Raw genomic sequence first — 26,172 nt, 5'->3', positions numbered from 1 at the left:
CGCGGCTTTCGGGTGTTTACCCTGCGAGACGCACGCCCGCCACAGAGCGTGTTTTTCCGGATATCCGCGGAATGGCGATGTCTATACAGGTGTCGTCCGATCCAGCTCCGGCGGCATTGGCGATGCGTCCTATACCGCACCCGAGATTCCCCGGAGACGGCAGGCCACCCGGGCATGTAAGATATACTTTACATTCAGGTGCATTGAATCTGCGCCGGGAGGTCAACGTGCAACTCCATGAAATCGGCCAGGCCGTTGCGAAACGGCGGGCGGAACTCGATCTCACACAGGCCCAGCTTGCCAGGCTCGCCGGGCTGTCCCGGTTCACCGTCAACCAGCTCGAAGCCGGCAAGGTCAGGGATCTCGGAATCAACAAGCTGATCCCGTTGCTCGGCGTGCTCGGCATCGAACTCCTGGCCATGCCGCGGCAGCCCCATAACGGCCTCTACAAGGCCGTCGTGAGCGCGAACGTCAGCTACAAGGGCGAACTGACCGAACGCTTGCTGGCCGACGCGCTGGCCACCGGACACATTCCGGAAGGATACGAATCGCAGTTCTCCGTCATCCTCGACGAGGTGCCGCTACCTGTCGTGGTGAAAGCGGCGGAGGAAGCCGCCGAACGGTCGGGCACCCCGCTTCGCACCATCTGGAAAAACCTCGCGACATGGTCGAAGGATCTTCACCTGTATCGGGAGGTATGGGCATGACCGCACCCGCCACGTTGCCCGACGGCCCCTGGCAGGGCCTGTTTCGTCACGCGGTAACGCTGGTCGACGAGATACGCAAGCACGGCACGTCGAATCCGTTCTGGACGTTCGGCGGCGGCACGGTGCTCATGCTGCGCCACGGCCATCGCGTCAGCCAGGACGTCGACATCTTCGTACCCGATCCACAGTATCTCGGGTACGTGAATCCCCGCATCAGCGACGCCGCCTCCGACATCACGACGGACTACGAAGAACATGCCGGTTTCGTGAAACTGCTGCTGCCCGACGGCGAGATCGACTTCGTGGTCTCCCGAAATCTGACGTCTCCCGGCTACGACGAATGGACGCTGATGGATCGCGTCGTCAAGGTCGAGACTTCCGCGGAAATCATCGCGAAGAAAATGTGGCACCGCGGCGATCGCCCGGCCGCGCGGGACCTGTTCGATCTGTGTCTGGTCATCGAGCGGGAACCGGCGAGCCTGATGGAAGCCGGGCCCTTTCTCGTTCGGCATCGCGATACGTTCTTGCGCCTGCTCAACGAGCATCGCGCCTTCGTCAAGCCGCGTTTCGACGACATCCAGACGCTCGGCTACACGCCGTCGTTCGACTATTGCGTCGAACTGGCCGACGCCTTCCTGCGGAAACTTCCCGGCGGCACGCCGGAACGGCAGTCACGCCGCCGCTGAGCCCTGCCGCGCCGCCGCGCGACGCCGCGCCGGGTCCGGCGAAACCGCGATTGCCCCCCCTGTCCGGCCATGTTAAAAATCGTCGCTCGCATTTGAGAATGAAATGCCCGGATACCCAGAAGTGCAGAAATGAATAGACCCCTGTTCGACCTCGACCTGCTGCGCGCGCTGGTGATGGTCGCCGATTGCGGCAGCTTCACGACGGCGTCCGCGCGCCTGCATTCGACGCAGTCGACGGTCAGCCAGAAGGTGCGCCGGCTCGAGGAAATCGCCGGGCATCGCCTGCTCGATCGCGGCACGCGCGACGTGCGGCCGACCGACGCCGGCGTGACGGCGCTCAGCTATGCGCGGCGCATGCTCGCGCTGAACGACGAGATGCTGGAGGCGCTGTCGGGCGCCACGGTCGCGCTGACGATCCGGCTCGGCGTACCCGACGATTTCGCGGCGGGCCGCACCACGCACGCGCTCGCGGCATTCAAGCGCGCGCATCCGCAGGTGAAGCTCGAAGTGATGTGCGGGCTGAGCCGCGACATCAGCGCGGCGTACGATCGCGGCGACCTCGACCTCGCGCTGATCAAGCAGCGGCGCGACAGCCGCGAGGCCGTCGTGCGCTGGCCCGAGAAGCTGCGCTGGATCGACAGCGCAAGGCATCCGTCGATCGATCTCGACCCGGTGCCGATCGTCGTGTTTCCGCCGCGCGGGCTCTATCGCGACGACATGATCAAGGCGATCGAGGAACGCGGCCGGCGCTGGCGGATCAGCTTCACGACGTCGAGCCTGAGCGGCATCCAGGCCGCCGTCGCGGACGGCCTCGGCATCAGCGTGCTGCCCGCGCGCGTGGTGACGGACGAGCACGTCGTGCTGACCGAGAAGCACGGTTTCGCGCCGATCGAGCACATGGACATCGCGATCCTGCATCGGCCGACGGCCGACCCGATGGTCGGCGAGCTGACGAGCGCGCTCGCGGCCATGCTGGAACTCGAGGGGAAGTAACGAGCCGGCCGTGGCAACCGGACGGACGCCGCCGCCGCGCGTCATGCCGCGCCACGGTCGATGCGGCGCACTCGCCGCCGCGCCCGACCCGCGTCAGAACATCGTGTTCCCGTTCGCGGCCTGCTCGGGCACCGGCTGGTTGACGTCCCAGTGCTCGACGATCTTGCCGTTCTCGAGCCGGAAGATGTCCATGATCGCGCTGCCGCGCGTGCCGGGTTCGCGCACCGCGTGCACGTGCAGGATCACGTAATCGCCGTCGACGAACGAACGCCTGATCTCGCTGTGCGACTGCGGGTACTTGTCGCGCAGGAACGCGACGAACTTGCGGAAGCCGTCGCGCCCGTCTGCCGCATTCGGGTTGTGCTGCACGTAGCGGTCGCCGACGTACGCGAGCGCGGCGTCCGCGTCTTTCTCGTTCAGGCCTTTTTCATAGAACGCGAGCACCGTTTGCCGGTTCGCTTCCTGCCGCGCGTCGGTCGGGCCGGCCGCCACCGCATGCGCGGCGGTCACGGCGAACAGGGCCGCCGCCATCCATCGTGCGGCCCGTGCCGCTGTCGTGCATCGCATCGTCATCTCCCCGGAATTCCGGCTGAAAACCGGATCATACCGGCCGACGCGTCGCCCGGGCCCGACTCAGACCAGCGCGCCGTCGCGCGCGACGACCTTCCCCGACGACACGACGAGCCGCCGCACCGGCCGCGCCACCACGGCCTCGGCGAACGTCAGCGCGTCGACGAGCACGACATCCGCCCGGCCGCCCGGCTGCAGCCCGTAATCGGCGAAACCGCAACCGCGCGCCGCGCCGTGCGTCACGCAGTCGAGCGCGTCTTCGAGCGCATCGTCGCGGCGGAAGTCGTTGCGCATGGCGATCAGCATCGCGCGCTCCAGCATGTCGGGCGACCCGTACGGCGTCCACGTGTCTCGCACGCCGTCGTTGCCGCCGATGACGGTCACGCCCGCCGCGCGGCACGCGGCCAGCGGCGGCACGGGCACCGCCGCCGGCGCGGTCGTGACAAGCCCGACGCGAAGCTTGGCCATCCGCGCGAGCAGCGCGTCGCGCTCGCGTTCGGCGACATCGCCGAGACAGAAGCCGTGGCTGATCGTCACCTTGCCCTGCATGCCGTGTGTCGCCGTGCGCTGCAGGATCAGGTCGAGCGAGTACGCGCCCATCGACCCGCGTTCGTGCAGGTGGAGATCGATCCCGCGGCCATGTCGCCCGGCGATCGCGAACAGCACGTCCAGCGCCTCGACCGGATCGCCTTCGATCGCGCACGGATCGAGCCCGCCGAGCAGGTCGGCGCCCGCGGCCAGCGCGTCGGACAGCAGCGCGTCGGTGCCCGGCCGCTTGAGCACGCCCGATTGCGGAAACGCGACGATCTGGATCTCGACCTGCCCGCGCAGCGTCTCGCGCGTCGCGAGCACGCCGTGCAGGTGCCGCAGCCCGGCTTCGGTGTCGATGTCGACATGCGTGCGGATGCGCGTCGTGCCGGCCGCGAGGAAGGCCCGCGCGAGCCCGAGCGACGCTGCGCCGGCGTCGTGGCCGCTCGTCGCGCGATAGTGCCGCTCGTTCTCGATCCGGTCGACGAGGCGCGGCCCGACCTGATTGCGATACCACGGCATTCCCCAGTGCGTCTTGTCGAGGTGCGTGTGGCCTTCGACGAGGCCGGGCAGCGCGAGCGCGCCCGCGCCGTCCTCGATCGCGCAGCCGGCCGGCGCGTCGAGCGACGGCCCGACGCGGGCGATGCGATCGCCTTCGATCAGGAGATCGAGCGCGGTGTCGGCGCTCGTGCGGACGTTTCGGATCAGCAGGGTCGTCATGTCGGTTCCGGTTCGGTCGGTGCATGGCGGGCCGGCGCACGTGCGGCGCCTGCCCGCCGGTTCGGTCAGCGCGTGAAGTGCAGCGCGGGCGCGATCGGCGCGTCCGTGTCGCTTGCGCCGCGGCGGAACACCCAGCGCTCGGCCGGCACGCCCGCGACGGCCGCCGCCGCGTTCGGCGCGCGCACCGCGACGAACGTCGCATCGCAGCCGACCGCGATGCCGTAGCGCTCCCGACCGACGACGCGCGCCCCGGCGTGCGTCGCCATGTCGAGCGCGACGCCGAGCGCCTCGTCGGTGTAGAAGCCCGAGCGATAGCCGACCATCATCGCGCGCTGCAGCATGTCGCCGTTGCCGTACGGCCACCATGCGTCGCGGATGTTGTCGTTGCCCGCGAACACGTGCACGCCCGCATCGCGAAGCGCCTGCACCGGCGGAAACGCGCAGTCGCCCGGCGCATTCGTCAGGATCGACACGCCGGCCTCGGCCAGCGCCGCCGCGGTGCGCCGCAGGTCGTCGTCGCCGACCTGGCCGAGCGCGTACGCATGGCTCACGTTCACGCGCCCCCCGAGCCCCGCCGCGCGCGTGCGCGCCGCGATGCGCAGCAGTTGCGCGATGCCCGTTTCGCCCGGTTCGTGCAGGTGGATGTCGATCTTCGCGCCGCGCTTCTCGGCGATGCCGAACACGATGTCGAGCTGGCCGTCCGCGTCGCCGTCGAGGGTCGTCGGGTCGATCCCGCCGACCACGTCCGCGCCTTCGCGCACGGCCGCGTCGAGGATTGCCGCGGTACCCGGACACGTCACGACGCCGGCCTGCGGAAACGCGACCAGTTCGATATCGACGATTCCGCGCCATTGCTCGCGCGCGGCCAGCACCGCCTGCAGGTTCGACAGGCCCGTCGTCGCATCGACGTCGACGTGGCTGCGCATCGCGACCGTGCCGAATGCGGCGGCCTGCGCGATCAGCGCGTTGGCGCGCTCGACGATCGGCGGCGCGGCCGCAAGCTGGCGCTTCTCGACCGCGAGCCGCTCGCGCAGCGTGCCGGCCGGTTCGTGCGGCGCCCAGCGAGCGCCGACGAAGCTCTTGTCGAGGTGAATGTGGCCGTCGACGAAACCGGGCAGCACGACGCGGCCGCCGAGGTCGATCGTGTCCACAGCGGGCGCGGCGGGGCGATCGGCGCCGATCGCGGCAAAGCGGCCGTCGCGGACGACGAAATGGATGGGCTGGCCGCCGGCGTCGACGGCGTTGATGAAGAGGCGATCGGTCATGGCTCGGAATGTGGGGCGGTCGCGGCGCGACACCGGCGCGGACAACGGAGACACCGCAGCCGGTGCGGCGCGACCGTCGGCAGGGAATCCGGCCACGATATCGGACGCCGCGACCCGAAGCCAATTAAATGTCGCGATGCCGCGCATTCGATTTCGCGATACGTGGTGCGCCCGCCCGCCGGGCCCGGCGCCGCGACAGGGTTCGATCGCTCCGGAAACGGCGCAGACGCCCGCGGCGGCGCATCGTCCGCATCGTCGCGGGCGGGGGCCGGGAGTCCGCCTCGCGCCCTTGCCGGCCGTGGCTTCAGCGCCCCGCGCGGCGGGCGATTTACGCGGCAACAGACTTTACACGTTGTTACCCGGCCGCACCGGACGCGCCCCCGGCCATTCCTTATACTCACGCCGAGTTCGCCTCCCCGTCCGGGAATCCGTCGGCGAACACGTTGCCGATGCAGGAAACACCATGATGCGCATGCCCTCCACGAAGACCGTTCTGTTCGCCTCGCTCGTCGCCGTGGCGGCGCTTCCGCTCACCGCGTGCGTCGCGCCCGGCTACTACGGCGCGCAGCCGGGCTATCCGCAACAGCAATACGCGACGCCCGGCTATGCGCAGCCCGCGTATTCGCAGCCGGGCTACGTGCAGCAGCAACCGGCCTATCCGAGCCAGGCGCCGCAACCGTACGACCCGTACGGCAACGCGCCGCAATACGGATCGCAGCCGTATGACCCGTACGCCAATCAGCAGCAGCAACCGCAACAACAGCAGTACGCCAACCCGTACGGCACGCAGTACGGCACGGTCGCGAACATCCAGCCGGTCAACGGCTCCGTCGGCCCGTCGGGTGTCGCCGGCACCGTCGTCGGCGCGCTGATCGGCGGCGTGCTCGGCAACCAGGTCGGACGCGGTCACGGCCGCGACGCGGCGACCGTGATCGGCGCGCTCGGCGGCGCGGTGGCGGGCAACCAGATCGGTCAGCAGATGGGCGCCGCGCAAGGCCCGAGCAGCTACCGGATCGACGTGCAGGTCAGCGACGGCTCGATGCGCTCGTTCGACGTGCAGTCGCCGGGCAGCCTGCGTCCGGGCGACCGCGTGCAGATCAACGGCAACCAGCTGTCACGGTACTGATCGCGCGTGCCGCGCTCGCGGCACGCTTGCCGGGCCCGGTGCATCGCGTCGGGCGCATTGTGCTTCTCTCCGGGGCGCCCTTCTTCCTCGTCGGCAACCATCGTCGCCCATCGCATCGGTTGCGCGCAAAGCATCACGCGCGGGGCCGACACGATATCCCCACGCTCGATCGTTCCAACGTCGCCCGTCGCGCCGTGCTCACCGCTCGCCGCCGCCGGCACACGCGACACGTCGAACCCGCCCACGCGGCTGCGCGAATCCGATTAGCATAGGCGTGATGCCGTGTGCCCGATGCGGCACGCATCGTCCTGTTGCCCTCCACCGGAATCCCCCTGATGACGATCACGACCCGCCTGCTCGACGCGGCCGACGCCGCCCGTTTCCAGACCGTCCGCCTGCGTGCGGTCGATACCGCACCCACCTCCTTCCTGCCGACGCTCGACGAAGAATCGCAGGTGCCCGTCGACGAATTCGCGGCGCGCATCACGCCGACGCAGGAGCGGGCCGTGTTCGGCGCATTCGACGGCGACACGCTGGTCGGCATCACCGGCGTGCGCCGCGATGCGCGCGTGAAGATCGCGCACAAGGCGACGATCTGGGGCGTGTTCGTCGATCCCGCGTATCGCGGCCGGGGCATTGCGCAGGCGCTGCTCCAGAGCGCGACCGAACATGCGGCGCAGACGTGGGCATGCAAGCAACTGATGCTGTGCGTGAACGAAGTCAATGCCACCGCCGAGCGACTGTATGCGTCGCAGGGCTTCGTCCGGTTCGGCACGGAACCGCGCTCGATGTTCGTCGACGGGCGGTTCTACGACGAACACCACATGGTGAAGACGCTGGCGTAACGCACGGCGGCGGCGAACGGGGCACGCGACCGAAAGCGTCCCTGTCCGCCCTTCACCCGCACCGGATCCGGCGCAATGAATGTGAGCGCACACTTACTTTCCATACATTAGCGAGAATCGGGCCGTTCCTCGCCGGTTTATGCGCAAAAACTTTTAAAAAACGTCCCGCGCCCCGGCCCCGGCCCTGACCGACAGGCTCGCGCCAACGCGGGCCGCCTCCGTAATTCCGCCCCTGTTCAGCCCCCCGCCGCCCGCGCTATCGTTGCCGTCACCTTCACAGCCAGGAGCCGCCTTTGCCTTCCCGCCACGGAGTCGACCTCATCCGCGCCCGCGCGCTGTTCGATCGCGAGCGCCGTGCATTCACCGAAGCCATGCCGGTCTCGCGCGCACTGTCCGCGGAAGCATCCGAGCATCTGCTGTTCGGCGTGCCGTTGCACTGGATGCAGGACTGGTCGACGCCGTTCTCGCTGTACGTGAAGGAGGCACGCGGCGCGACCTTTACCGACGTCGATGGTCATCGCTACGTCGATTTCTGCCTCGGCGATACGGGCGCGATGTTCGGCCATGCGCCCGAGCCGGTCGCCCGTGCGCTCGTCGAACAGGCCACGCGCGGCTACACGACGATGCTGCCGAGCGAGGACGCCGTGTGGGTGGCGCGCGAACTCGCCCGCCGCTTCGGGTTGCCGGTCTGGCAGTTCGCGCTGAGCGCGAGCGACGCGAACCGCTTCGTGCTGCGCTGGGCGCGCGCGGCCACCGGCCGCAACACGATCGTCGTGTTCAACGGCTGCTATCACGGCACGGTGGACGACGTGTTCGTCGATCTCGTCGACGGCCGCCCGGTGCAGCGCGACAGCCTGCTCGGGCAATCCCACGACCTGCTCGCCAACACGCGCGTGGTCGAATTCAACGACCTCGCCGCGCTCGAAGCCGCGCTGAAGGATGGTGACGTCGCCTGCGTGCTCGCCGAGCCCGCGATGACGAACATCGGGATGGTGCTGCCCGATCCGGGCTTCTGGGAGGCCGCGCGCGCACTGACGCGACGCTACGGCACACTGCTCGTGATCGACGAGACGCACACGATCAGCAGCGGCCCCGGCGGCTACGCGGCCGCGCACGCACTCGAACCGGACATGCTGGTGGTCGGCAAGCCGATCGCAGGCGGCGTGCCGTGCGCGGTATACGGGTTCAGCGCCGAATTCGCGGAGCGCGCGAAGCAGGCGAAGCTGAACGCGCCGCCCGGCCATTCCGGGATCGGCACGACGCTCACCGCGAACATGCTCGCGATGCATGCGATGCGCGCGACGCTCGCCGAAGTCGCGACCGACGCCGCCTATGCGCACATGTTCGAACTTGCCGCGCGACTCGCCGCCGGGCTCGAGCAGGCGATCGCGCAACGCGGGCTGCCGTGGTGCGTGACGCGCATCGGCGCGCGCACCGAGTTCCAGTTCGCGCCCGTGCCGCCGCGCAACGGCACGCTGGCGGGCGCACAGCTCGACAGCGAACTCGAACACATCGTGCACCTGTACCTGCTGAATCGCGGCGTGCTGATCACGCCGTTCCACAACATGATGCTCGTCTGCCCGCACACGACGGCCGACGATGTCGACCGGCTCGTCGCGCAATTCGACGCGTGCCTGGGCGAACTGGCGTGACGGAGCAACCGGCGGTGCGGGGCGCGCGGGCGCTGGCACCGCACCGGCCGCCATCGGCGCCCGTGCATGTTCACGCTGATAACGGGCTTGTGAACGCGCCTTTGCGCCCGCAGGGCAAGGAGAGGGGAGGCGCAATAGCCGTCGCTCTTGCAACGACGAACGACGCCGCAATGTGGGCGCAAAGGCACGTTCCCCTGTTTAGAAAAAATCGTTCGTGGGGCTGGCCCGTCATCAGCGTGAACACGCCCTACGCCGCCCGCAACGCGCGCCGCGCCACTTCCGCGAAATAGCGTGCGCCGACCGGCAGGATCTCGTCGTTGAAGTCGTACGTCGCGTTGTGCAGCGGCACACCGCCGCGCGCGCCGGCCTCGCCGTTGCCGATGAACACGAAGTTGCCGGGCACGGCCTGCAGGAACGCGCCGAAATCCTCCGAGATCATCATCGGCTGCACGTCGGCGTTCACCGCGTCGGCGCCCGCGACCTGCGCGGCGGCCTGCACGGCCGTGCCGACCCATTCCGGCGTATTCACCGTCGGCGCGAATTCGTGCGTGTAGTCGAACGTGCAGGTCGCGCCGTGCGTGCGGCAGATGCCTTCGGCGATCTCGCGCATGCGCGTTTCCAGCAGCGCCTGGACGTCGCGCGAATAGCTGCGCGTGTCGCCCCTGATCGTCACGGTTGACGGCAGCACGTTGCGCAGCCCGTCGGTGATGAATTCCGTGCACGAGATCACGGCCTGCTGGCCCGGATCGAGATTGCGCGACACGATCGTCTGCAGCGCGAGCACGATCTGCGCGCCGATCACGATCGGATCGACGCCCATGTGCGGGCGCGCCGCATGCGTGCCGCGCCCGTCGATTCGGATCACGAAATTGTCCTCGCTCGCCATGATGCCGCCCGCGCGCGTCGCGAACGTGCCCGCGCGCATGCCCGGCATGTTGTGCGCGCCGAAGATCGCGTCGACCGGGAAGCGCTCGAACAACCCGTCGGCCATCATCGCCTTCGCGCCGCGGCCATGCTCCTCGGCCGGCTGGAAAATGAAGCGCACCGTGCCGTCGAAATCCTTGCGCTCGGCCAGCAGCCGCGCGGCGCCGAGCACCATCGACATGTGGCCGTCGTGTCCGCACGCATGCATCTTGCCGGGCGTGCGCGACGCATGTTCGCGATCCGGCGCGTGCTCGGCGATGTTCAGCGCATCCATATCCGCGCGGATGCCGATCGCGCGCTTCCCCGCGCCGGCCGTCAGGTTCGCGACGAGGCCCGTGCCGCCGATCCCGCGGTGCACGTCGAGCCCGAGCGTCGTCAGGATGCGGGCGACGTAGTCCGACGTGTTCACTTCCTCGAAACCCGTCTCCGGATGCCGGTGCAGATGCCGGCGCCAGGCCTTCAGCTGCCCCTGCAGCGTGCTTTCGTCGATTGCATCCATTGCGCTTGCCTCCCCGGTCGTCAGGTCGTCATGTCGTTCAGGCCGCCACCGCCGCGCGGGCCAGCCAGTCGCGCTGGCGCGCGAGCACCGCGTCGGCCGTCTCGCCGACACAGCTCCGGTACAGGGACGGCGCCGTCGCGCCTTCCGTATTGATCGCGAGCACGCGCGAGCCCGCATCGAGCCCCGCCTGCCGCGCAAGCGCGGGGTCGCGCATCAGCACGGCGAGCCCCGCGATGCCGGCCGCCCCCGATTCGCCGGCGACGAGCGGCACGTCGCGGTCGCTGCCGGCCGCCAGGCCGCGCATCGCGTGCACCGCGTCTTCGTCGTCGATCAGCATGAACTGGTCGATGCACAGCTCGAGGAAATCCCACGCGAGCGGCGACGCCTCGCCGCACGCGAGCCCGGCCATCACCGAATCCACGGTGCCGGTGGCCTTGGTCGCCCGCCCGGCCAGCGCGCTCTGGTACAGGCAGTCGGCCTGGCGCGGCTCGACCACGATGAAATGCGGCCGCTGCATGCCGTCGCGCTCCCACAGGTAACTCGCGACGCCCGCGGCGAGGCCCCCCACGCCGCCCTGCAGCAGCACGTGCGTGAACGGCCGCCCGTCATCCTGCTCCGCCTGCGCCACGGCTTCTGCGGCGATCACGCCGTAACCCTGCATCACGTCGCGCGGAATCGCCTCGTAGCCGTCGTACGACGTATCCGACACGACGTACCAGCCGTTCGCCTGCGCGAGCTGCGCCGCGCAGACGACCGATTCGTCGTAGTTCCCCGCGATGCGCACGATCCGCGCGCCGTACGCGGAGATCGCGTGTTCGCGCTCGGCGTCGACGTTCGCGTGCAGCACGATCACGCACCCGCAGCCGATCGCGCGCGCCGCGGCGGCCAGCGCGCGGCCGTGATTGCCGTCGGTCGCGCTGATCACCGTCAGGTCGGCCAGCTCCGCCGCGTAGCGGCCGGTGACGAGCCCCTGCGGATCCAGATCCTGCGCGCGCCGCAGGCGCTTCACGAGCCGCACCAGCGCGATCGGCGCGCCGAGCGCCTTGAAGCTGCCGAGCGGCGACCGGCACGACTCGTCCTTCACGCTGATGCGCGCGACGCCGAGCCGCGCCGCGAGATCCGGCAACGTGCGCAACGGCGTGCGCGCGTTGCCGACGAGCGGCCAGTGCGCGAGCCACGCGCCGCTTTCGTCGGCCGACGCGATGTTCATCACGCGGCGCAGCGCATGGGGATAGACGGCGCGCGATGCGCGAGGGTTGGCGATCAGCATGACGGCGGCACTCCGTGAGTCGGTTCCGGGGCGGGCGCGCACGGGTTGCGCGCGCCGCCGGTCTGAAAAATAATATTGCGCATGCGGATCAAAAAAATCGCCAAATCGGCCACTCACACGCAAAAATTTCTCATTCTTTCGAGGCTTCACGCGCCATCATGACGACCCCACTCGACGCGTTCGACCGCAAGCTGCTGACGGAACTCCAGCGCGACGCACAGACGCCGCAAAGCGAACTCGGCGCGCGCGTCAACCTGTCGACCGCCGCCGTGAACCGGCGCCTGAAGCGTCTCGCGGAAGAAGGCGTGATCGAGCGCTACACGGCCGTCGTCGCGCCGGACAAGGTCGATCATCCGCTGACGATCGTCGTAAACGTCGAGGTCGAAAGCGAGCAGATCGACCAGCTCGACGCGATGAAGCGGACCTTCGAGCGCTGCCCGCAGATCCAGCAGTGCTACTACGTGACGGGGGAATGGGATTTCGTGCTGATCCTCTCCGTGCGCAACATGGATCAGTACACCGCGCTCACGCGCGAGCTGTTCTTCGCGAACAACAACGTGAAGCGCTTCAAGACGCTGGTCAGCATGAGCCGCGTGAAGGTGGGGCTCGAGGTGCCGGTCGAGCCGGGCGAGTGAGTGGGCGCCAGCAAACATGAAGCGGCCGGTACGCGATGGCGCGCACCGGCCGCTTCCCATCGACGGCTACCTCAACGACAACTGAAGCTCGCCGCCGAATTCACATCGCCCGAGCCGTTGTAGCGCGCCACCTGCGGATACGGGCACAGCGGCCGCGTGCGTCCCGCGCCCCACGATGCGGGCACGTCCGCATTCGGCGCCGCGTTCGTTGCGTCGCGCGCGGCGGCCACGATCGCCGCGGGCGCCTGCCCCTGCTCGACCCACGCGACAAGCGGCGTCAGCAGGTCGAACTGGTCGGCCGCCGGCCCGCCCGAGCAGTGGTTCATCCCCGGCACCGGATAGAAGCGCGCGAAATCCGTCGCATCGCCGCCGTTCGCCTGCGCGACCCGTACGTACCAGTCGCGCGTGTCGTTGAACGAGAACACCGGATCGCCCGTGCCGTGATAGACGATCAGCTTCGCGCCGCGCGCCTTCAGCGCGGACAGGTTCGTTTCGTCGGGCGGCGTCATGAACGTCCACGCGGATTGCGTGTACGCGCCGCCGGTCGCGAAGATCGCCGGCGCATCGTTGTCCATGTCGAAGCCGAGCGCGAAACCGGGCAGGTTCGCGAGCGTCGCGGCGCTTTTCGGCGGCGTCATGAACGTGAACGCCATCGCGGCCGGATCGAGCGTGATCGAATTCGACTGCTTCCACGCGGCCCAGCCGCTGCCGGCCATGCCCGGATCGTACGGAAAACTCGCGTAGAGCGCCGTGCCCGCGCTGTTGCGCGCCCCCGCGAACACGTTCTCGAGCGCCGTCTTCTGGGCCGTCGTCAGGCAAGCGCCCGTGCGCGTGCCGTTCGCGCAGGTCGGGATGTCCGCATCGACGCTGAAATGCGCCTGGCACGCGGCGACATCCTGCACCATCCCGTCGGCCGCGCCGTCGAGCGCATCGCACTTCTCGAGGATCTTCGCGCCGACGAACTGCCGCTCCGCATCGGTGAAGCCGCTGCGGATATCGGGCAGCCCGTTCGCGCCCGTCGCCGATGCGATCTTCGCGAACTGCTGCGCGCCATACATCTCGCCGATCGCCGCCTTCGGCAGATGAAAGCCCGGATCGCCCGCGATGATGCCGTCGTAGTCGGCCGCATTGCGCACGGCCGTGACCATCGCGTGGCGGCCGCCGTTCGAGCAGCCGTCGAAATAGCTGCGGTCGGGCGCCTTGCCGTACGCGAGCCGGATCACCTGCTTCGCCATCGGCGTGAGCGCGTCGACCGCGCCGTAGCCGTAGTCGATGCGAGCCTGCGGATCGATGCCGAACAGCGGATTCTGCGCGGCACTGTGCCCGGAATCTGAACTGATCACGGCAAAACCCATGTTCAGCGCATCGTTCAGCGGCCCGCCGCCGCCGATCTCCCCGGTCGCGGTCACGACGCTGCCGTCGAGCCCGCCGTTCGCCTGGTAGAAGAAGCGGCCGTTCCAGGCCTTGGGCAAGCGCATCTCGAAGCCGATCGCATAAGTATTGCCGTCGACCGCGCTCACGCGCTCGTTCATCTTCCCTTCGATCACGCAGTGCTCGGCGATCGGTTGGCCGGCCACCGTCAGCGCACCGGCGGCCGCGGTCGTCACCGAGGTGAACGACGTGCCCGGATACGCGAGCTTCGCGGCGAGCGCGTCGCAGCTCTGCGCCATCGCGGCCGGCGTCGCGGCGCTCAGGTGCGTCGGCGCGGCACTCACCGGGTCGTCGCCGCCGCAACCGGCGAGCACGAGCGCCGACAGCGGCGCAATACAGAGGATTGCAGATTTTTTATTCAAGATATCTTCCGTTCGTGAAGTGGCCGGTTCAGAACATGTGCTTGATGCCGACCATCGCGCCGAGCTGCCCCATGCCCTCGCCGGGCGTCGTGCCGGCTCCGCCGCCGCTGACCGCATAGCGCGCCTGCGCGCTGTTCCACAGATACGCGCTTTGCGCATAGACCGACGTACGCTTCGTCAGCAGCCAGGTCGCACGCAAGGTCGCCATCGTCGCGCGTGTGTCGTGCGCGCTGTTGACGATCCGGTAGCCTTCGCCGTCGACGACGAAATCGGGCTTGACCGCATACGACGCGCCGACGAAGAACAGGTCGGAATGCGCGCCGGCCTCGGCCGGCGAGCCGGTCGACACGCGCCGCCCGATCCAGCCCGCGCCGAGCCGTACGCCCGACGCCTGCGCATACGCGCTCACGTGCACGCGCGCGTCCTTGCCAGCGCTGCTCGTGAATGCGACCGGCTCGACGCCGTCGAAGAAATTCGCTGCCGCGCCGGTGCCGCCGCGCTGCTCCTCGTACGACGCCGCCGCGCCGAAATACGCGCTGTCGTACTTGAGCATCACCGACCAGTCGCGGCACTGCACGGCGTCGCCCGGCACCTGCCCCGCGCACGTGCCCTGCCCCGGCGAGTTGCCGGTGCCCGCGCCGTCGCGGCCGAACGAATACGCGGCGCCGAGCGTCACGCCGCGATACGTGCCGATGTAGGTCACCGCGTTGTCCGCGCGGCCGTTCGGCACATACGCGTCGAGCGAGCCGAGCCCGTAGATGTCGGGGCCGATGATGTCCGCCCCCTGCAGCGCGAGGTAGGTCATCGTGTACTGGCGGCCGAACGCGAGCGTGCCGAAGCCGCCCTTCAGCCCGATGAACGCCTGCCGTCCGAACAGCCTGCCGCCCTGCCCGAGATCGCCGCCGCGCACGTTGAAGCCGCTTTCCAGCGTGAACACGGCCTGATAGCCGCCGCCGAGATCCTCCGCGCCGCGCAGCCCCCAGCGCGACGGCAGCTCGCCCGTCACGGCGGGCATGCGCACCACATGGTCGCCGGCCGCGTTCGCGTGCGACACGAATTCGACGCCCGTATCGATGATCCCGTACAGCGTCACGCTCGACTGCGCATGCGCGCCCGGCGCGGCGAGCGCGCAGCACGCGCCGGCGGCCAACAGGCCGTTCCTGGTGTTCTTCTTCATGTCGTTGCGTCTCCAGACCTTGAATGAGCGCGCTCTGACGGCGCGCGTTGAAAAACCGGGGGAATGTCAGTCGCCGGCCGGCGGGCGGCGGACCAGCAGCAGCGCGGCGACGGCCGCGACGAGCGTGACGGGGATGCTCGCGCCGATCACGACCGGTGCGCTGCGGCCCGCGGCCAGCAGCGTCGCGGCCGCGAGCGGCCCGACGACGGAACCGAGCCGGCCGACGGCCACCGCCGCGCCGACGCCCGTGCCGCGCATCGCGGTCGGGTAGTAGATCGCCGCGAGCGCGTACAGCACCGACTGCCCGCCGATCACGAACATGCCGGCCGCGAACGCGGCCGCCGCGAGCGACGCGAAGCCTGGCGCCGCCGCCAGCGCGGCGAGCGACAGCACGATCCCGACGTACATGCCGCCGACCACGCGCGCCGCGCGCATCCGGTCGAGCGCCGCGCCGATGCCGAGCGCGCCGAGCCCGCCGCCGATGTTGAACGCGATCTGCACGAGCCCGACATGCGCGCGATCGAGCCCGCGTGCGGCCATCAGCGACGGCAGCCAGTTCAGCAGGAAATACAGGACGATCAGCGTGCAGAAATAGCTGATCCACAGTGCGAGCGTCGACACCGTGCGCCCGCTCCCGAACAGCGTGCGTGCGACGCTCGTGCGCGCGGCCGTCGTGCCGGCGATGTCGAGATACGCCCGCGATTCCGGCAGCAGCAGCGCCAGCAGCGGCACGAGCAGCAGCGGCCCCACGCCGCCGACATAAAAGATGTGCCGCCACTCGGTGTCGCCCGCGAGCAGCACGCCGATCAGCGATGCGATCACGCCGCCGAACGGAATGCCGCAATACATCGCGGCGACCGCGCTGCTGCGCGAACGCGGCTCGACCGCCTCGGACGACAGCGCGATCAGGTTCGGCATCGCGCCGCCGAGGCCGAGGCCCGTCAGCGCGCGCACGACGACGAGCATCGCGAAGCTCGATACCTGCGCGGTGGCGATCGACAGCAGCCCGAACAGCGCGACCGACGCGATCAGCACGCGCTTGCGGCCGATTCGGTCGGCGAGCCGCCCGCCGAGCATGGCGCCCGGCAGCAGCCCGAAGGTGCCCGCGCTGAACGCGATGCCCATCTGCGACACGGTCAGCCCGAATTCGCGCGCCATGCGCGGCGCGGCGACCCCGACCGACTGCAGGTCGAGCCCTTCGAGCAGCGCGATCGCAAAGCACAGTGCGAGCGTGGTCGCGACCGTGGGTTTTTCGGCAACGTAAGTGTTCATCCTGTCTCCTGTCCCATGTCTTGTAGTCGGCCGGCCCTGCGACGGCCGCCGTGCGCCGCCGCCGGCCAGTGGCAAAGCGGCGCGCGAAGGGTCGTCTGAAGGGCCTTCTTTATCAGGCAGCCTGATTCACTGGCCGCAAGCATGCCTGCCGATCCCGTGGCCGGCCGGTCGTCGTGTCTGCGTTTTGCTGCTTGTCCCTGCCTGGTGCTTACGCGTAAATCACGTCGGGATCGCGCCGCGCCGGGTCGTACAGCGCGTCGATCGTCGCCGCGCGATGCTGCTGCACGGCCGCCTGGTTCAGCGAGCCCTTGTCGGTCACTTCGCCGAGGTCGAGCGACGGCGGCGTGTCGATCAACCGGATGCGCGCGACGAACGTCGACCCGCCGCTCGCATGCCGGTTCAGCGCGGCGAGCCAGGCCTCGAACACCGCCCGCACGGCCGGCGCGCGCAGCACGTCGGCCACCGGTGCATCGACTGCGAGCGCCGACAGCGCACGGCACGCATCGATGCGCGGAAACACCAGCAAGCCGATGTCGTCGCGATTGATCCCGGTGACGACCACGTCCTGCACGTACGGCGCACCGCTCGACACCGCATTCGCGCGCAACGGCCCGACGCTGACGAAGGTGCCGCTGCTCAGCTTGAAATCCTCGGTCAGCCGCCCGTCGAACAGCAGCCCGAATTCCGGCCGCTCCGGATCGGCGAACACGGCTGCGTCGCCGCTGCGGTAGTAGCCTTCGTCGTCGAACACGTCGCGCGGATCGACATCCGCGTGCCAGTAGCCGCGCATCACGTTCGGCCCCTTGAAACGCAGTTCGAGCTTGCCGCCGCATGGCGCCAGCTTCACGTCGCAGCCGGGCGCCGGCAGGCCGATATAGCCGGCACGCATCAGCGGCCCCGTCGTGAAGAGGCACGACGGCGACGTTTCCGTCATCCCGAGCCCGGCCATGATCCGGATGCGCTCGCCGCAATGCGCGTCGGTCACGCGGTCGAGCCGGTCCCATGCGGCCTGCGACAGCCCCGCGCCGCCGAAGAAATACAGCTTCACGCGCGAGAAAAAGGTATCGCGCAACGCGGCGTCGCGTTCGAGCGCGGCGGCCAGTTCTTCCCAGCCTTTCGGCACGTTGAAGTAGATCGTCGGTGCGATCTCGCGCAGGTTGCGCACGGTTTCGTCGAAGCGGCCGGGCACCGGGCGGCCGTCGTCGATGTACAGCGTGCCGCCGTTGTACAGCGCGATGCCGAGGTTGTGGCTGCCGCCGAACGTGTGATTCCACGGCAGCCAGTCGACCAGCACCGGCGGTTCGCGCGTCAGTTCGGGCATCGTCTGGCGCAGCATCTGCTGGTTGCTGCACAGCATCCTGTGCGTGGTCGGCACGGCCTTCGGCTGTTTCGTCGAACCGGACGTGAACAGGATCTTCGCGAGATGGTCGGGGCCGATTGCCGCGTGGATCGTATCGATCGTGCGGGGGACGGTGGCGAGCAGGCGTGACAGCGGCACGGCGCGCCCCCCAGCATCGACGTCGGCATCGTGCGCGACGATCAACGCCGCATCGGCCGGCAACGTCGCGTCGAGCGCGCGCGTGAACGGCCCGCGTTCAGCAACGAACACCGCGCCCGGCCGCAGCGTGCCGAGCGTGTGACGCAGCTTGCCGAAGTCGGTCGACACCAGCGAATACGCGGGCGAGATCGGCGAGTACGGCACGCCCGCCAGCATCGCCGCGAACATCAACTGCAGATGCTCGAGATCGTTGCCGGACAGCACCGCGAGCGGACGCTCGGCCGACAGCCCGAGATCGACGAGGCCCTGGCCGAGCGCGCGGGCGCGATCGAGCATCTGCGCGTAGGTGATCTCGATCCAGCGGCCGTCTTCGCCGCGCCGCGCGGCCAGCACGCGGTCGGGATGCGCTTGCGCGCCGCGCACGAGGCAGTCGGTCAGGCGCGTCGGGTAGTCGCCGAGCGGTTCGCGCGAGCGCAGGTACCACGCGCCGTTTTCCGCGCGACGAACCTCCACCGCACCGACCGCGACGGCCGCCGCGCGATAGCGCACGCCGCCCGTGTCGTTCACCGGCCCGCTCGCGGGCGTCGCACCATTCATCGTCGGCTCGCTCATATCGGATAGTGACGCGGCGTGGTCTGCACGGTGATCCAGCGCAGCTCGGTGAATTCGGCGATCGACGTGCGGCTGCCGAAGCGGCCGTAGCCGCTCGCCTTCGTGCCGCCGAACGGCATCTGCGCCTCGTCGTGCACGGTCGGGCCGTTGATGTGGCAGATCCCCGATTCGATCCGCCGCGCGACCGCCATCGCGCGTGCGACGTCGCGGCTGAACACGCTCGCCGACAGCCCGAACTCGCTGTCGTTCGCGAGCGCGACCGCTTCGTCGTCGCTGTCCGCGCGCAGGATCGCCACGACCGGCGCGAACGATTCCTCGCGATACAGCCGCATGTCGCGCGTGACGCCATCGACGATCGCCGGCTGCATCGTCGCGCCTTCGACGCGGCAGCCGAGCGGCAGACGCGCGCCATGCGCGCGCGCATCCTCGACGAGCGACATCGCGCGCGCGGCAGCCGCCGCATCGACCATCGTACCGAGCGGATGGCCGGCCAGCGGATCGCCCGCCGCCAGCGTGCGGGCCTTCGCGGCGAGACGCTCGACGAGCGCGTCGGCGATCGGCCTCTCGGCGATCACGCGCTCGGTCGACATGCAGATCTGCCCCTGGTTGAAGAACGCGCCGAACGCGATCGCCGCGACGGCCGCGTCGAGATCGGCATCGTCCAGCACGAGCACGGGCGCCTTGCCGCCGAGCTCGAGCAGCACGGGTTTCAGGTGCGCGGCCGCGTGACGCGCGATGATGCGCCCGACATGCGTCGAGCCGGTGAAGTTGATGCGCTTCACGTGCGGATGCGCGATCAGCCGCTCGACGAGTTCGGGCGCATCGGCCGCTGCGTGCGTGATCACGTTGACGACGCCCGCGCCGAGCCCCGCTTCGTCCAGCACCGCGCCGATCAGCGCGTGCACGCCCGGACACGCTTCGGACGCCTTCAGCACGACCGTGTTGCCGCACGCGAGCGGCATCGCAAGGGCACGCGTGCCGAGGATCACGGGTGCGTTCCACGGCGCGATGCCGAGCACGACGCCGCACGGCACGCGCATCGCGAGCGCGAGATTGCCGGGCACGTCGGACGGGATCACGTCGCCGGCGATCTGCGTCGTCATCGACGCGGCCTCGCGCAGCATGTTCGCCGCGAGCGTCACGTTGAAGCCGATCCAGCCGGGTGTCGCGCCGGTTTCGGCCACGCCCGCTGCAACGAACGCGTCGATGCGCGCATCCATCAGGTCAGCGGCCTTCAGCAGCAGCCGGCGGCGCTCGGTCGGTGCGAGCGCCGCCCATGCAGGGAACGCGCGGTGCGCGGCGTCGATCGCCGCGTCGGCGTCGGCAACGCCGGCCGCCGGCGCGCGCGACGCGAGCGCGCCCGTTGCGGGGTTGAATCGGTCGAAGGTTCGCCCGTCGCGGGCGGTGCACCACTCGCCGGCGATCAGCATCCGTCTGTCGGTCATGTCGTCTCCTGCCTTGCCTGTCTCTTGCGGTTGCGTTGGCGGTTGCGTCGGCGCTCGTATCAGCGCTTGTATGCCTGCAGGCCCGGCTTGATCGTCTTGTCGTCGAGGAACTGCTTCAACCCCTGTTCGCGGCCGTGTTCCGGATCGCGCAACTGCGCCTGGTCGAGCTTCGCATACAGGTAGTCTTCGCACTGCTCCCACGTGAATTCGCGCGAGCGCTTGAAGCCGTGCTTCGCCGCGCGCAGCACGACCGGGTTCTTGTCCATCAGCCGCGCGGCGAGCGCGATCGTCGCATCGCGCAGGCCGGCCAGCGGCACGCTGCTGTTCACGAGGCCCATGTCCGCCGCTTCCACGCCGGTGAACGTGTCGCCGGTCATGATGTAGTGCAGCGCGCGGCGGTGCCCGACCGTGTCGGCCATCGCCTTGCTGACGAGGTTGCCCGGCGGGATGCCCCAGTTGATCTCCGACAGCCCGAACACGGCTTCGTCCGCCGCGATCGCGAGGTCGCACGCGACGAGCGGCGAGAATCCGCCGCCGAAACACCAGCCGTTCACCATCGCGATGGTCGGCTTGTTGTACATCCGCAGGCGGCGCCACTGCCATTCCGACGCGTCGCGCCGCACCTTTTCCTGCAGCGCGTCGGCGCCGCCGTCGATCTCGCGGAAGTATTCCTTCAGATCCATGCCGGCCGTCCACGCGGCGCCCGCGCCCGTGAGGACGAGCACCTTCGCCTCGTCGTCGAACTCGACCGCGTCGAGGACCTGCAGCATCTCCTGGTTCAGCGTCGGGCTCATCGCATTGCGCTTGTCAGGGCGGTTCAGCGTGACCCACGCGATGCCGGCCTCCACCTTCACTTCAACGGTCTGCCAGCGGTTGTCGTACTTGCTCATGTCGGTTCCTGTCGTTCGTTCCTGTGCGATTCGGTGCGCAGCATTCCTGCTGCGGACGGCTTCATTTAATATCAGGCTACCTGATATTGCAAGCGACACGAGCGCCGGTGTAAACCCGGATTGGAAAGCGGGACGACGATCGAGGAATCAGGGAACGGTCAGGTGACCGGCAAAGCGAACGCGGGCCCGACGGGCCTGCGTCGCGAAGATCGTGGAAGGATCAGCCGCGCAGGTTGCGCGCGAACAGTTCGAGCGCGCGCTGCACGTGCGCGGCGTCGTCGGCGGAGAAGTCGCCGAGCATCTGCGTCTCGAGCGGACGCAGCACGGCTTCGCATTCGCGCAGCATCGCCGCGCCTGCGTCGGTCAGCGTCAACAGGATGATGCGGCCGTGCGACGGGTCGGCTTCGCGCGTGACGAAGCCGCGCGCGGCCATCACGCTCATCACCTCGTTCGCCGATTGCGGCGTGATGAACGAGCGCTCGGCCAGTTGCGCGTTCGACGATGCGCCGCGCGCCTCGAGCACCGACAGCGCGGTGTACTGCGCGAGCGTGATGCCGAGCGGCGCGAGCGCGTCGGTCATGTGGCGGCGCAGCAGCCGGTCGAGGCCGCCGATCACGTAGGTCAGGCGCTGCGGTATGCGGGCCTTCGGCTTGTCGCCCGTCGCACGGGCGGCGTTTTTCGCGGCGTTTTTCGGATTCGCGGGCTTGGTCGGGGTGGAGCTCATGGCGCGGGCAGGATGGGGGTGCGGGCCATCTTACCAGCAGGTCGGGGGGGCGAATCGCATCGTCGCGACATCAATCTCAACGGGCATCCTGTTAGACATGGACTCGTATCTGTACGACTTTATCGTTCAAATGACTGAATAAATTCTCAAAAGCGATCTGCCTTCATCTTGAAAATTGTGCGGCGTTTCGATGCGAGGTAAAAGAGCGACTTCATCCTTCGCATGAGTCGTCGATGAAAAACGAGCACGGCATTGAAATGATCCGCCTGGATGACCCAACCGACCACGGCGGCGAAGTCATCGAATGCACGAATGACCTGAGACAGCACGGAATCGACGCGGCGCTTGAAGGCCACGGTGTTCGTTGTCCGACATGCGGCGGCGTTTCCCCGTTACTTGCAAGCGGCCAGCGCGTCGGCTATCACGGCGACAAGACCGGTTGCGGTGCGACCGTCATCGGTCCGCGAACAACGGGGGCAACGTAAATGACGATGTCTTCTCAAGCTCGCACGCTGTCACTCGCCGGCGCAGCGCTGCCGACCTATGGCATGGATGCGCTGCCGGTCTTCATTCCCGTGCGATTGCGAGGCACCGAAACCATCGGCCGTCTCGACGAATGCCGCTATCTCGTCACGTTGCGGACCGACGGCGCCTATGCGGTTTCCCCCAGTCGCACGGCCGATCTCGATCTCGACAGGATGGTCGGCACCGAAGTGACCGTATCGATCCAGCTCGAAGGCAAAGGGTCTTTCATTCCCGGGCTGGCGGGAAATGCCGGGCTCGGCAATGTCGGCGCGGGTACGCGTGAAATCACCGGGTTGGTCGAGGCGGCACGGTTTGCCGGTCAGGATCGCGATGCGATCCTGTACGAACTCGAGTTGCGCCCATGGCTCTACCGCGCGACGCTGACGCAGGACTGCCGCCTGTTTCAGGATATGACCGTCGTCGACATCACCGACGCGGTGCTCTCGAAATATCCGTACCCCGTCGACAAGCGCCTCGGCGCATTCCTGGGTGTCTATCCGAAACGCGACGTGCAGCGGCAAGCATCCGAGACGGATTGGGCCTTCCTGCAACGTCTGTGGGAGGAATGGGGAATCTGGTGGTGGTTCGAGCACGATGACGGTCGCCAACGTCTGGTCTTGTCCGACGCGATGGGCGGTCACCGGCCGCATGGCGAAGCCTACGAGACGTTGCGCTATCTGCCTCCCGGCGGTCAACGCATCGACGAAGAACACATTCGCACGCTGTCCGTAACGAGCCGCCTCACGCCGGGTCGTGTGAGCGTGACGGATTACGACTACGCGCGCCCGAGTGCGAGACTGGGCGCGACCGTGGAGAACCCGCGCCCGACAGCCAATGCCGACGGGGAGATTTACGGCTGGGGGGACTACAGTCAACCGCTGGCGGGCGCTCAGGGGCTGGCAGGCACCCCGAACGACGTGGATCGCGAAGCCCATCATTTCGCGCGCGTCCGGCTTGAGGCCGAGCGTTGCAAGGGACGGCGCGCAAACGGCAGCGGGAATCTGCGCGGCCTCACGGTCGGCCGCACCTTTACGCTCGTCGGTCATCCGCAACGGGCGGCGAATCGTGAATACCTCGTCGTGTCCTGCGCGCTCGATATCGAGGAGATCGCAGGGCGGGCCGGCGACGCGCCAACCTATCGGGCCGACGCACAGTTCGAACTGCTGCCGACTAACGAGCCGTTCCAGTTGGAGCGCAGTGTCGGCAAGCCCGTCATGAGCGGGCCCGAGAAAGCTGTCGTCGTGGGTCCCGCCGGACAGGAAATCTGGACGGACCAATACGGTCGAGTGAAGGTGCAGTTCGAATGGGATCGCCAGGGCAAGCACGACGAGCATTCGGGCATATGGCTCCGCGTGTTGTCTCCGTGGCAAGGCGTCGACATGGGTGCGACGTTCATCCCGCGCATCGGCCATGAAGTAGCGGTGTCGCACTACCGTGGCGACCCGGATTTGCCGGTGATTATCGGCAGTGCCGTCAACGCGTTCCGCCAACCTGCGCTGGATCAGCCGTACAACCACGCGGTATCGTTCATTCGCGGCAGGGAACTCCACGGCACGGCATCCGGCCATCTGGCGATCGACGATACGCGGGAACAAATCCAGACACAGCTTGCGAGCGATGCGGGCACGTCTCAATTGAGTCTCGGCAATCTCCGACGCATCACCCGAAAGAAGGGACGCGCCGATGCGCGCGGCAAGGGCTTTGACCTGAGAACCGACGATTGGGGTGTGGTTCGGGCGTTGAAGGGTTTGCTTGTGTCGACGGACGGTCAACCGGGCGGCCCCGGCCATGCGAAAGACGCCGGGGAAGCCATCGGCCGGCTCACGCGGGCACGTGAGTTACAGGAAAGCCTCGCGGGCCTGGCGCAGCGGCATCAGGCGCAACAGCATGACGCCGATCAGAGCGACGTCATTCGGGGGATCAAGGCGCGCAACGATGCGATTCGGGGCACCCCGACCGGCACGGCGGACGAATTCCAGGAGCTGACGGAGCGCGACATGGCCATGTCGGCATCGGCAGGGATCAGTCTGGCAGCGGCGCGCACCGCCCATATCGCGAGCGGCGAGGATGTCGCGGTGACGAGTGGCCGGCATGTCGGGATTGCCGTCGGGCGTTCGCTGTTCGCGAGCGTGTCGAACGCGTTCTCGCTGTTCGTGCACAAGGCGGGCATGGCGCTCGTCGCCGCGGCGGGGAAAGTGCGTATCGAAGCGCAAGCCAATGGTATCGACGTCACCGCGAAGAAGACGGTCGACATCACAAGTACGACCGACAGCATCCACCTGCATGCGGCAAAGGAGATCGTGCTGCATGCCGGCAGCACCGAAGTGCGTATCAGCGAGCAGGGGTACGTGGTGCGAACGCCCGGCGAGCACACGATCCATGCAGGCAGTCATCAGACAGACGCCGCACAGGTGCGGCCGATGAGCCTGCCGGTCACGCCCGAACACCCGGGGCAGTATGCCGCGCACTTCGTGCTGCTGGAGCACGACAGTGGCTTTGCGCTACCGAACCAGCCTTACCGGGTCACACTCGACAACGGACGCGTGATCGAGGGGGTGAGTAATGAACTGGGCGAAACGGATGTGGTGACGAGTCATGACATCGCGTTCGGCACGGTGGAGCTGTTGGCGGCGAGCGATCCGGACAAGGTGATTGCCATCAACCGAGCCGCAGTCGTGCGCGACAACACGACTCCCTACACCGCCAAGGCACCGAACGCCGACAAGCGTACCGCAACAATCAAAGGCAAGAAGGTCGGCACCCCGGAACAGGGGGCGACGTCCGAGAGTCAACCGGCCGCGTTCGCGACATGCGATCCGCTCAATTTCGGGTTGCGTTTCCATCACTTCCTGGACGGGGCCAAACAAGACGATGTGAGGCTCGACATGCCCGTACGTCGCGACGTCGAGTATCCGGTGACGAAGAGCTATACGGCGGCGGTCAAGACGGCACTCAAAGGGATTGAATGGGGCAAGTTCAATACGCTGAGCGGTTCGATATCGGAAGAATTAAAAGAGAGTATCGCGCTCGCAGTTGAAAATATATTGAGTTCAGCCCTTGCCGAGGGGCCATATGGATTATCCAAAGGTGCGCCAGGCGACCCGATGATGTCAAAGGCGGCAAGCCCCAAGATAGATATTGTGAACACAAAGGAAGGCCTAACCAGGTACAACATGCGATCGGATGTGAGCGCATCATTTATCGGGAGGTACTGGACAATAGCCATACAAGAGACGGAAATCACGAAGATAGTTAAATCATCGAATAATCCGACCTCCCTGGATGGAACTCTGAAGGCATTCGCGGACATGCTTTACCACGAAGCACGACATTGCCAGCAGGCATTCTGGATGATGGCCCTGCTTCAACAACACCCGAATGACTATTCGATGTTCTCACAAGCGACGCAAGTATACGAATCCAGCTTTTCAAAGGCGGCTTTTTTGGCCGCAAAGAAAATAAATGTCCCTGATGACGCACGGGTTGCCGCGGGACTTCATCGCATGTTGGTTTTTCACTATTACTGGATGATTTTGTATATGCAAAATCAAGCGGGCGGATCTTATGTCAAGCCGGATGTACCAATTGCACAGGCCGAGGTGTGCAAGCTGTTGAGGGTACCGTCAGAGACGGCGGCCAAGATGGCGAGTTTCGAAGAAGGCTACCGGAGTCAGTTACATGAAGAAGATGCCTATGCGTGTGCGGAAGTGGTGCAAGCCTATTGGAACCGTCCTGATCGCACTTTCGTGCGGAATCCCGGCACATGCACAGGAGAATACAGCACTTCACTTCACGCCATTGGAGGAGGGGTTTGAA

Annotated in this window: 21 protein-coding genes; 9 read left to right on the top strand and 12 right to left on the bottom strand. The window is 67.9% G+C overall.

Going from position 1 to position 26,172, the window contains the following annotated elements; translation table 11 throughout:
- Window positions 1-227 precede the first annotated feature (227 nt).
- From GQ57_RS05955 to GQ57_RS05945, 3 genes are all read left to right on the top strand, one after another.
- On the top strand, window positions 228-707 hold the full coding sequence (locus GQ57_RS05955) for a helix-turn-helix domain-containing protein (protein ID WP_031400882.1): 480 nt from the start codon (window positions 228-230) through the stop codon (window positions 705-707).
- Window positions 704-1,393: a nucleotidyl transferase AbiEii/AbiGii toxin family protein gene (locus GQ57_RS05950; RefSeq protein ID WP_034197428.1), complete on the top strand. Its 690-nt coding sequence runs from the start codon at window positions 704-706 to the stop codon at window positions 1,391-1,393. The genes GQ57_RS05955 and GQ57_RS05950 overlap by 4 nt, the downstream gene beginning before the upstream one ends.
- A 129-nt stretch (window positions 1,394-1,522) precedes the next feature.
- Entirely contained in the window at window positions 1,523-2,386 is an 864-nt protein-coding gene (locus GQ57_RS05945; protein ID WP_031400880.1) for a LysR family transcriptional regulator, read from the top strand.
- Between the two features lie 93 nt (window positions 2,387-2,479).
- Here the strand turns inward: GQ57_RS05945 and GQ57_RS05940 are convergent, their stop codons facing one another.
- The 3 genes from GQ57_RS05940 to GQ57_RS05930 form a co-directional block, all read right to left on the bottom strand.
- Window positions 2,480-2,953, bottom strand: coding sequence for a nuclear transport factor 2 family protein (locus tag GQ57_RS05940; protein ID WP_031400879.1), 474 nt, complete (start codon window positions 2,951-2,953; stop codon window positions 2,480-2,482).
- A 66-nt stretch (window positions 2,954-3,019) separates the two neighbouring features.
- Complete coding sequence (locus GQ57_RS05935) at window positions 3,020-4,204, bottom strand: amidohydrolase family protein (RefSeq protein ID WP_034197375.1); 1,185 nt, start codon at window positions 4,202-4,204, stop codon at window positions 3,020-3,022.
- 65 nt (window positions 4,205-4,269) lie between these two features.
- Window positions 4,270-5,469, bottom strand: a complete 1,200-nt coding sequence (locus GQ57_RS05930) for an amidohydrolase family protein (RefSeq protein WP_034197374.1) — start codon at window positions 5,467-5,469, stop codon at window positions 4,270-4,272.
- Between the two features lie 463 nt (window positions 5,470-5,932).
- On the opposite strand from GQ57_RS05930, the gene GQ57_RS05925 reads away from it, so the two are divergent.
- From GQ57_RS05925 to GQ57_RS05915, 3 genes are all read left to right on the top strand, one after another.
- A complete protein-coding gene (locus GQ57_RS05925) occupies window positions 5,933-6,595 on the top strand; it encodes a glycine zipper 2TM domain-containing protein (protein ID WP_034197373.1) in 663 nt (220 codons plus the stop codon).
- A 335-nt stretch (window positions 6,596-6,930) separates the two neighbouring features.
- Window positions 6,931-7,440 carry a GNAT family N-acetyltransferase gene (locus GQ57_RS05920; RefSeq protein ID WP_034197372.1) on the top strand — a complete coding sequence of 170 codons (510 nt, stop codon included), beginning with the start codon at window positions 6,931-6,933 and terminating at the stop codon, window positions 7,438-7,440.
- 293 nt (window positions 7,441-7,733) lie between these two features.
- Window positions 7,734-9,092, top strand: a complete 1,359-nt coding sequence (locus GQ57_RS05915; protein ID WP_034197371.1) for an aspartate aminotransferase family protein — start codon at window positions 7,734-7,736, stop codon at window positions 9,090-9,092.
- A 247-nt stretch (window positions 9,093-9,339) separates the two neighbouring features.
- Here the strand turns inward: GQ57_RS05915 and GQ57_RS05910 are convergent, their stop codons facing one another.
- The gene (locus tag GQ57_RS05910; RefSeq protein ID WP_034197370.1) at window positions 9,340-10,515 is read right to left on the bottom strand and encodes a M20 aminoacylase family protein; all 1,176 of its coding nucleotides are present in this window, start codon (window positions 10,513-10,515) and stop codon (window positions 9,340-9,342) included.
- 37 nt (window positions 10,516-10,552) lie between these two features.
- Entirely contained in the window at window positions 10,553-11,785 is a 1,233-nt protein-coding gene (locus GQ57_RS05905) for a diaminopropionate ammonia-lyase (RefSeq protein ID WP_034197369.1), read from the bottom strand.
- 158 nt (window positions 11,786-11,943) lie between these two features.
- On the opposite strand from GQ57_RS05905, the gene GQ57_RS05900 reads away from it, so the two are divergent.
- Complete coding sequence (locus tag GQ57_RS05900) at window positions 11,944-12,420, top strand: Lrp/AsnC family transcriptional regulator (RefSeq protein ID WP_034197368.1); 477 nt, start codon at window positions 11,944-11,946, stop codon at window positions 12,418-12,420.
- A 71-nt stretch (window positions 12,421-12,491) separates the two neighbouring features.
- Here the strand turns inward: GQ57_RS05900 and GQ57_RS05895 are convergent, their stop codons facing one another.
- The 7 genes from GQ57_RS05895 to GQ57_RS05865 form a co-directional block, all read right to left on the bottom strand.
- The gene (locus tag GQ57_RS05895; protein WP_034197367.1) at window positions 12,492-14,213 is read right to left on the bottom strand and encodes a tannase/feruloyl esterase family alpha/beta hydrolase; all 1,722 of its coding nucleotides are present in this window, start codon (window positions 14,211-14,213) and stop codon (window positions 12,492-12,494) included.
- A gap of 28 nt (window positions 14,214-14,241) precedes the next feature.
- Window positions 14,242-15,390 (bottom strand): porin, encoded by a 1,149-nt coding sequence (locus GQ57_RS05890; protein WP_034197366.1) that lies wholly within the window; start codon window positions 15,388-15,390, stop codon window positions 14,242-14,244.
- A gap of 66 nt (window positions 15,391-15,456) precedes the next feature.
- Window positions 15,457-16,662 (bottom strand): 3-(3-hydroxy-phenyl)propionate transporter MhpT, encoded by a 1,206-nt coding sequence (gene mhpT, locus GQ57_RS05885; RefSeq protein ID WP_034197365.1) that lies wholly within the window; start codon window positions 16,660-16,662, stop codon window positions 15,457-15,459.
- 208 nt (window positions 16,663-16,870) lie between these two features.
- A complete protein-coding gene (locus GQ57_RS05880) occupies window positions 16,871-18,772 on the bottom strand; it encodes a feruloyl-CoA synthase (protein WP_034197364.1) in 1,902 nt (633 codons plus the stop codon).
- A complete protein-coding gene (locus GQ57_RS05875; protein WP_034197363.1) occupies window positions 18,769-20,217 on the bottom strand; it encodes an aldehyde dehydrogenase in 1,449 nt (482 codons plus the stop codon). Before GQ57_RS05875 ends, GQ57_RS05880 begins: the two co-directional genes overlap by 4 nt.
- A 59-nt stretch (window positions 20,218-20,276) precedes the next feature.
- The gene (locus tag GQ57_RS05870) at window positions 20,277-21,107 is read right to left on the bottom strand and encodes a p-hydroxycinnamoyl CoA hydratase/lyase (RefSeq protein ID WP_031400865.1); all 831 of its coding nucleotides are present in this window, start codon (window positions 21,105-21,107) and stop codon (window positions 20,277-20,279) included.
- A gap of 220 nt (window positions 21,108-21,327) precedes the next feature.
- Window positions 21,328-21,831: a MarR family winged helix-turn-helix transcriptional regulator gene (locus GQ57_RS05865; protein ID WP_034197362.1), complete on the bottom strand. Its 504-nt coding sequence runs from the start codon at window positions 21,829-21,831 to the stop codon at window positions 21,328-21,330.
- Between the two features lie 233 nt (window positions 21,832-22,064).
- Here GQ57_RS05865 and GQ57_RS38945 point away from each other — a divergent pair, with 233 nt between their 5' ends.
- Window positions 22,065-22,316, top strand: coding sequence for a PAAR domain-containing protein (locus GQ57_RS38945; protein WP_081896598.1), 252 nt, complete (start codon window positions 22,065-22,067; stop codon window positions 22,314-22,316).
- A gap of 6 nt (window positions 22,317-22,322) precedes the next feature.
- Complete coding sequence (locus GQ57_RS05855; protein WP_235215028.1) at window positions 22,323-26,171, top strand: type VI secretion system Vgr family protein; 3,849 nt, start codon at window positions 22,323-22,325, stop codon at window positions 26,169-26,171.
- Window position 26,172 lies beyond the last annotated feature (1 nt).

Source organism: Burkholderia sp. MSh2 (genome assembly GCF_000731655.1).
Classification (GTDB): domain Bacteria; phylum Pseudomonadota; class Gammaproteobacteria; order Burkholderiales; family Burkholderiaceae; genus Burkholderia; species Burkholderia paludis.
The sequence above is the reverse complement of the archived record's forward strand: the minus strand, read 5'-3'. Positions and strand labels throughout refer to the sequence as shown.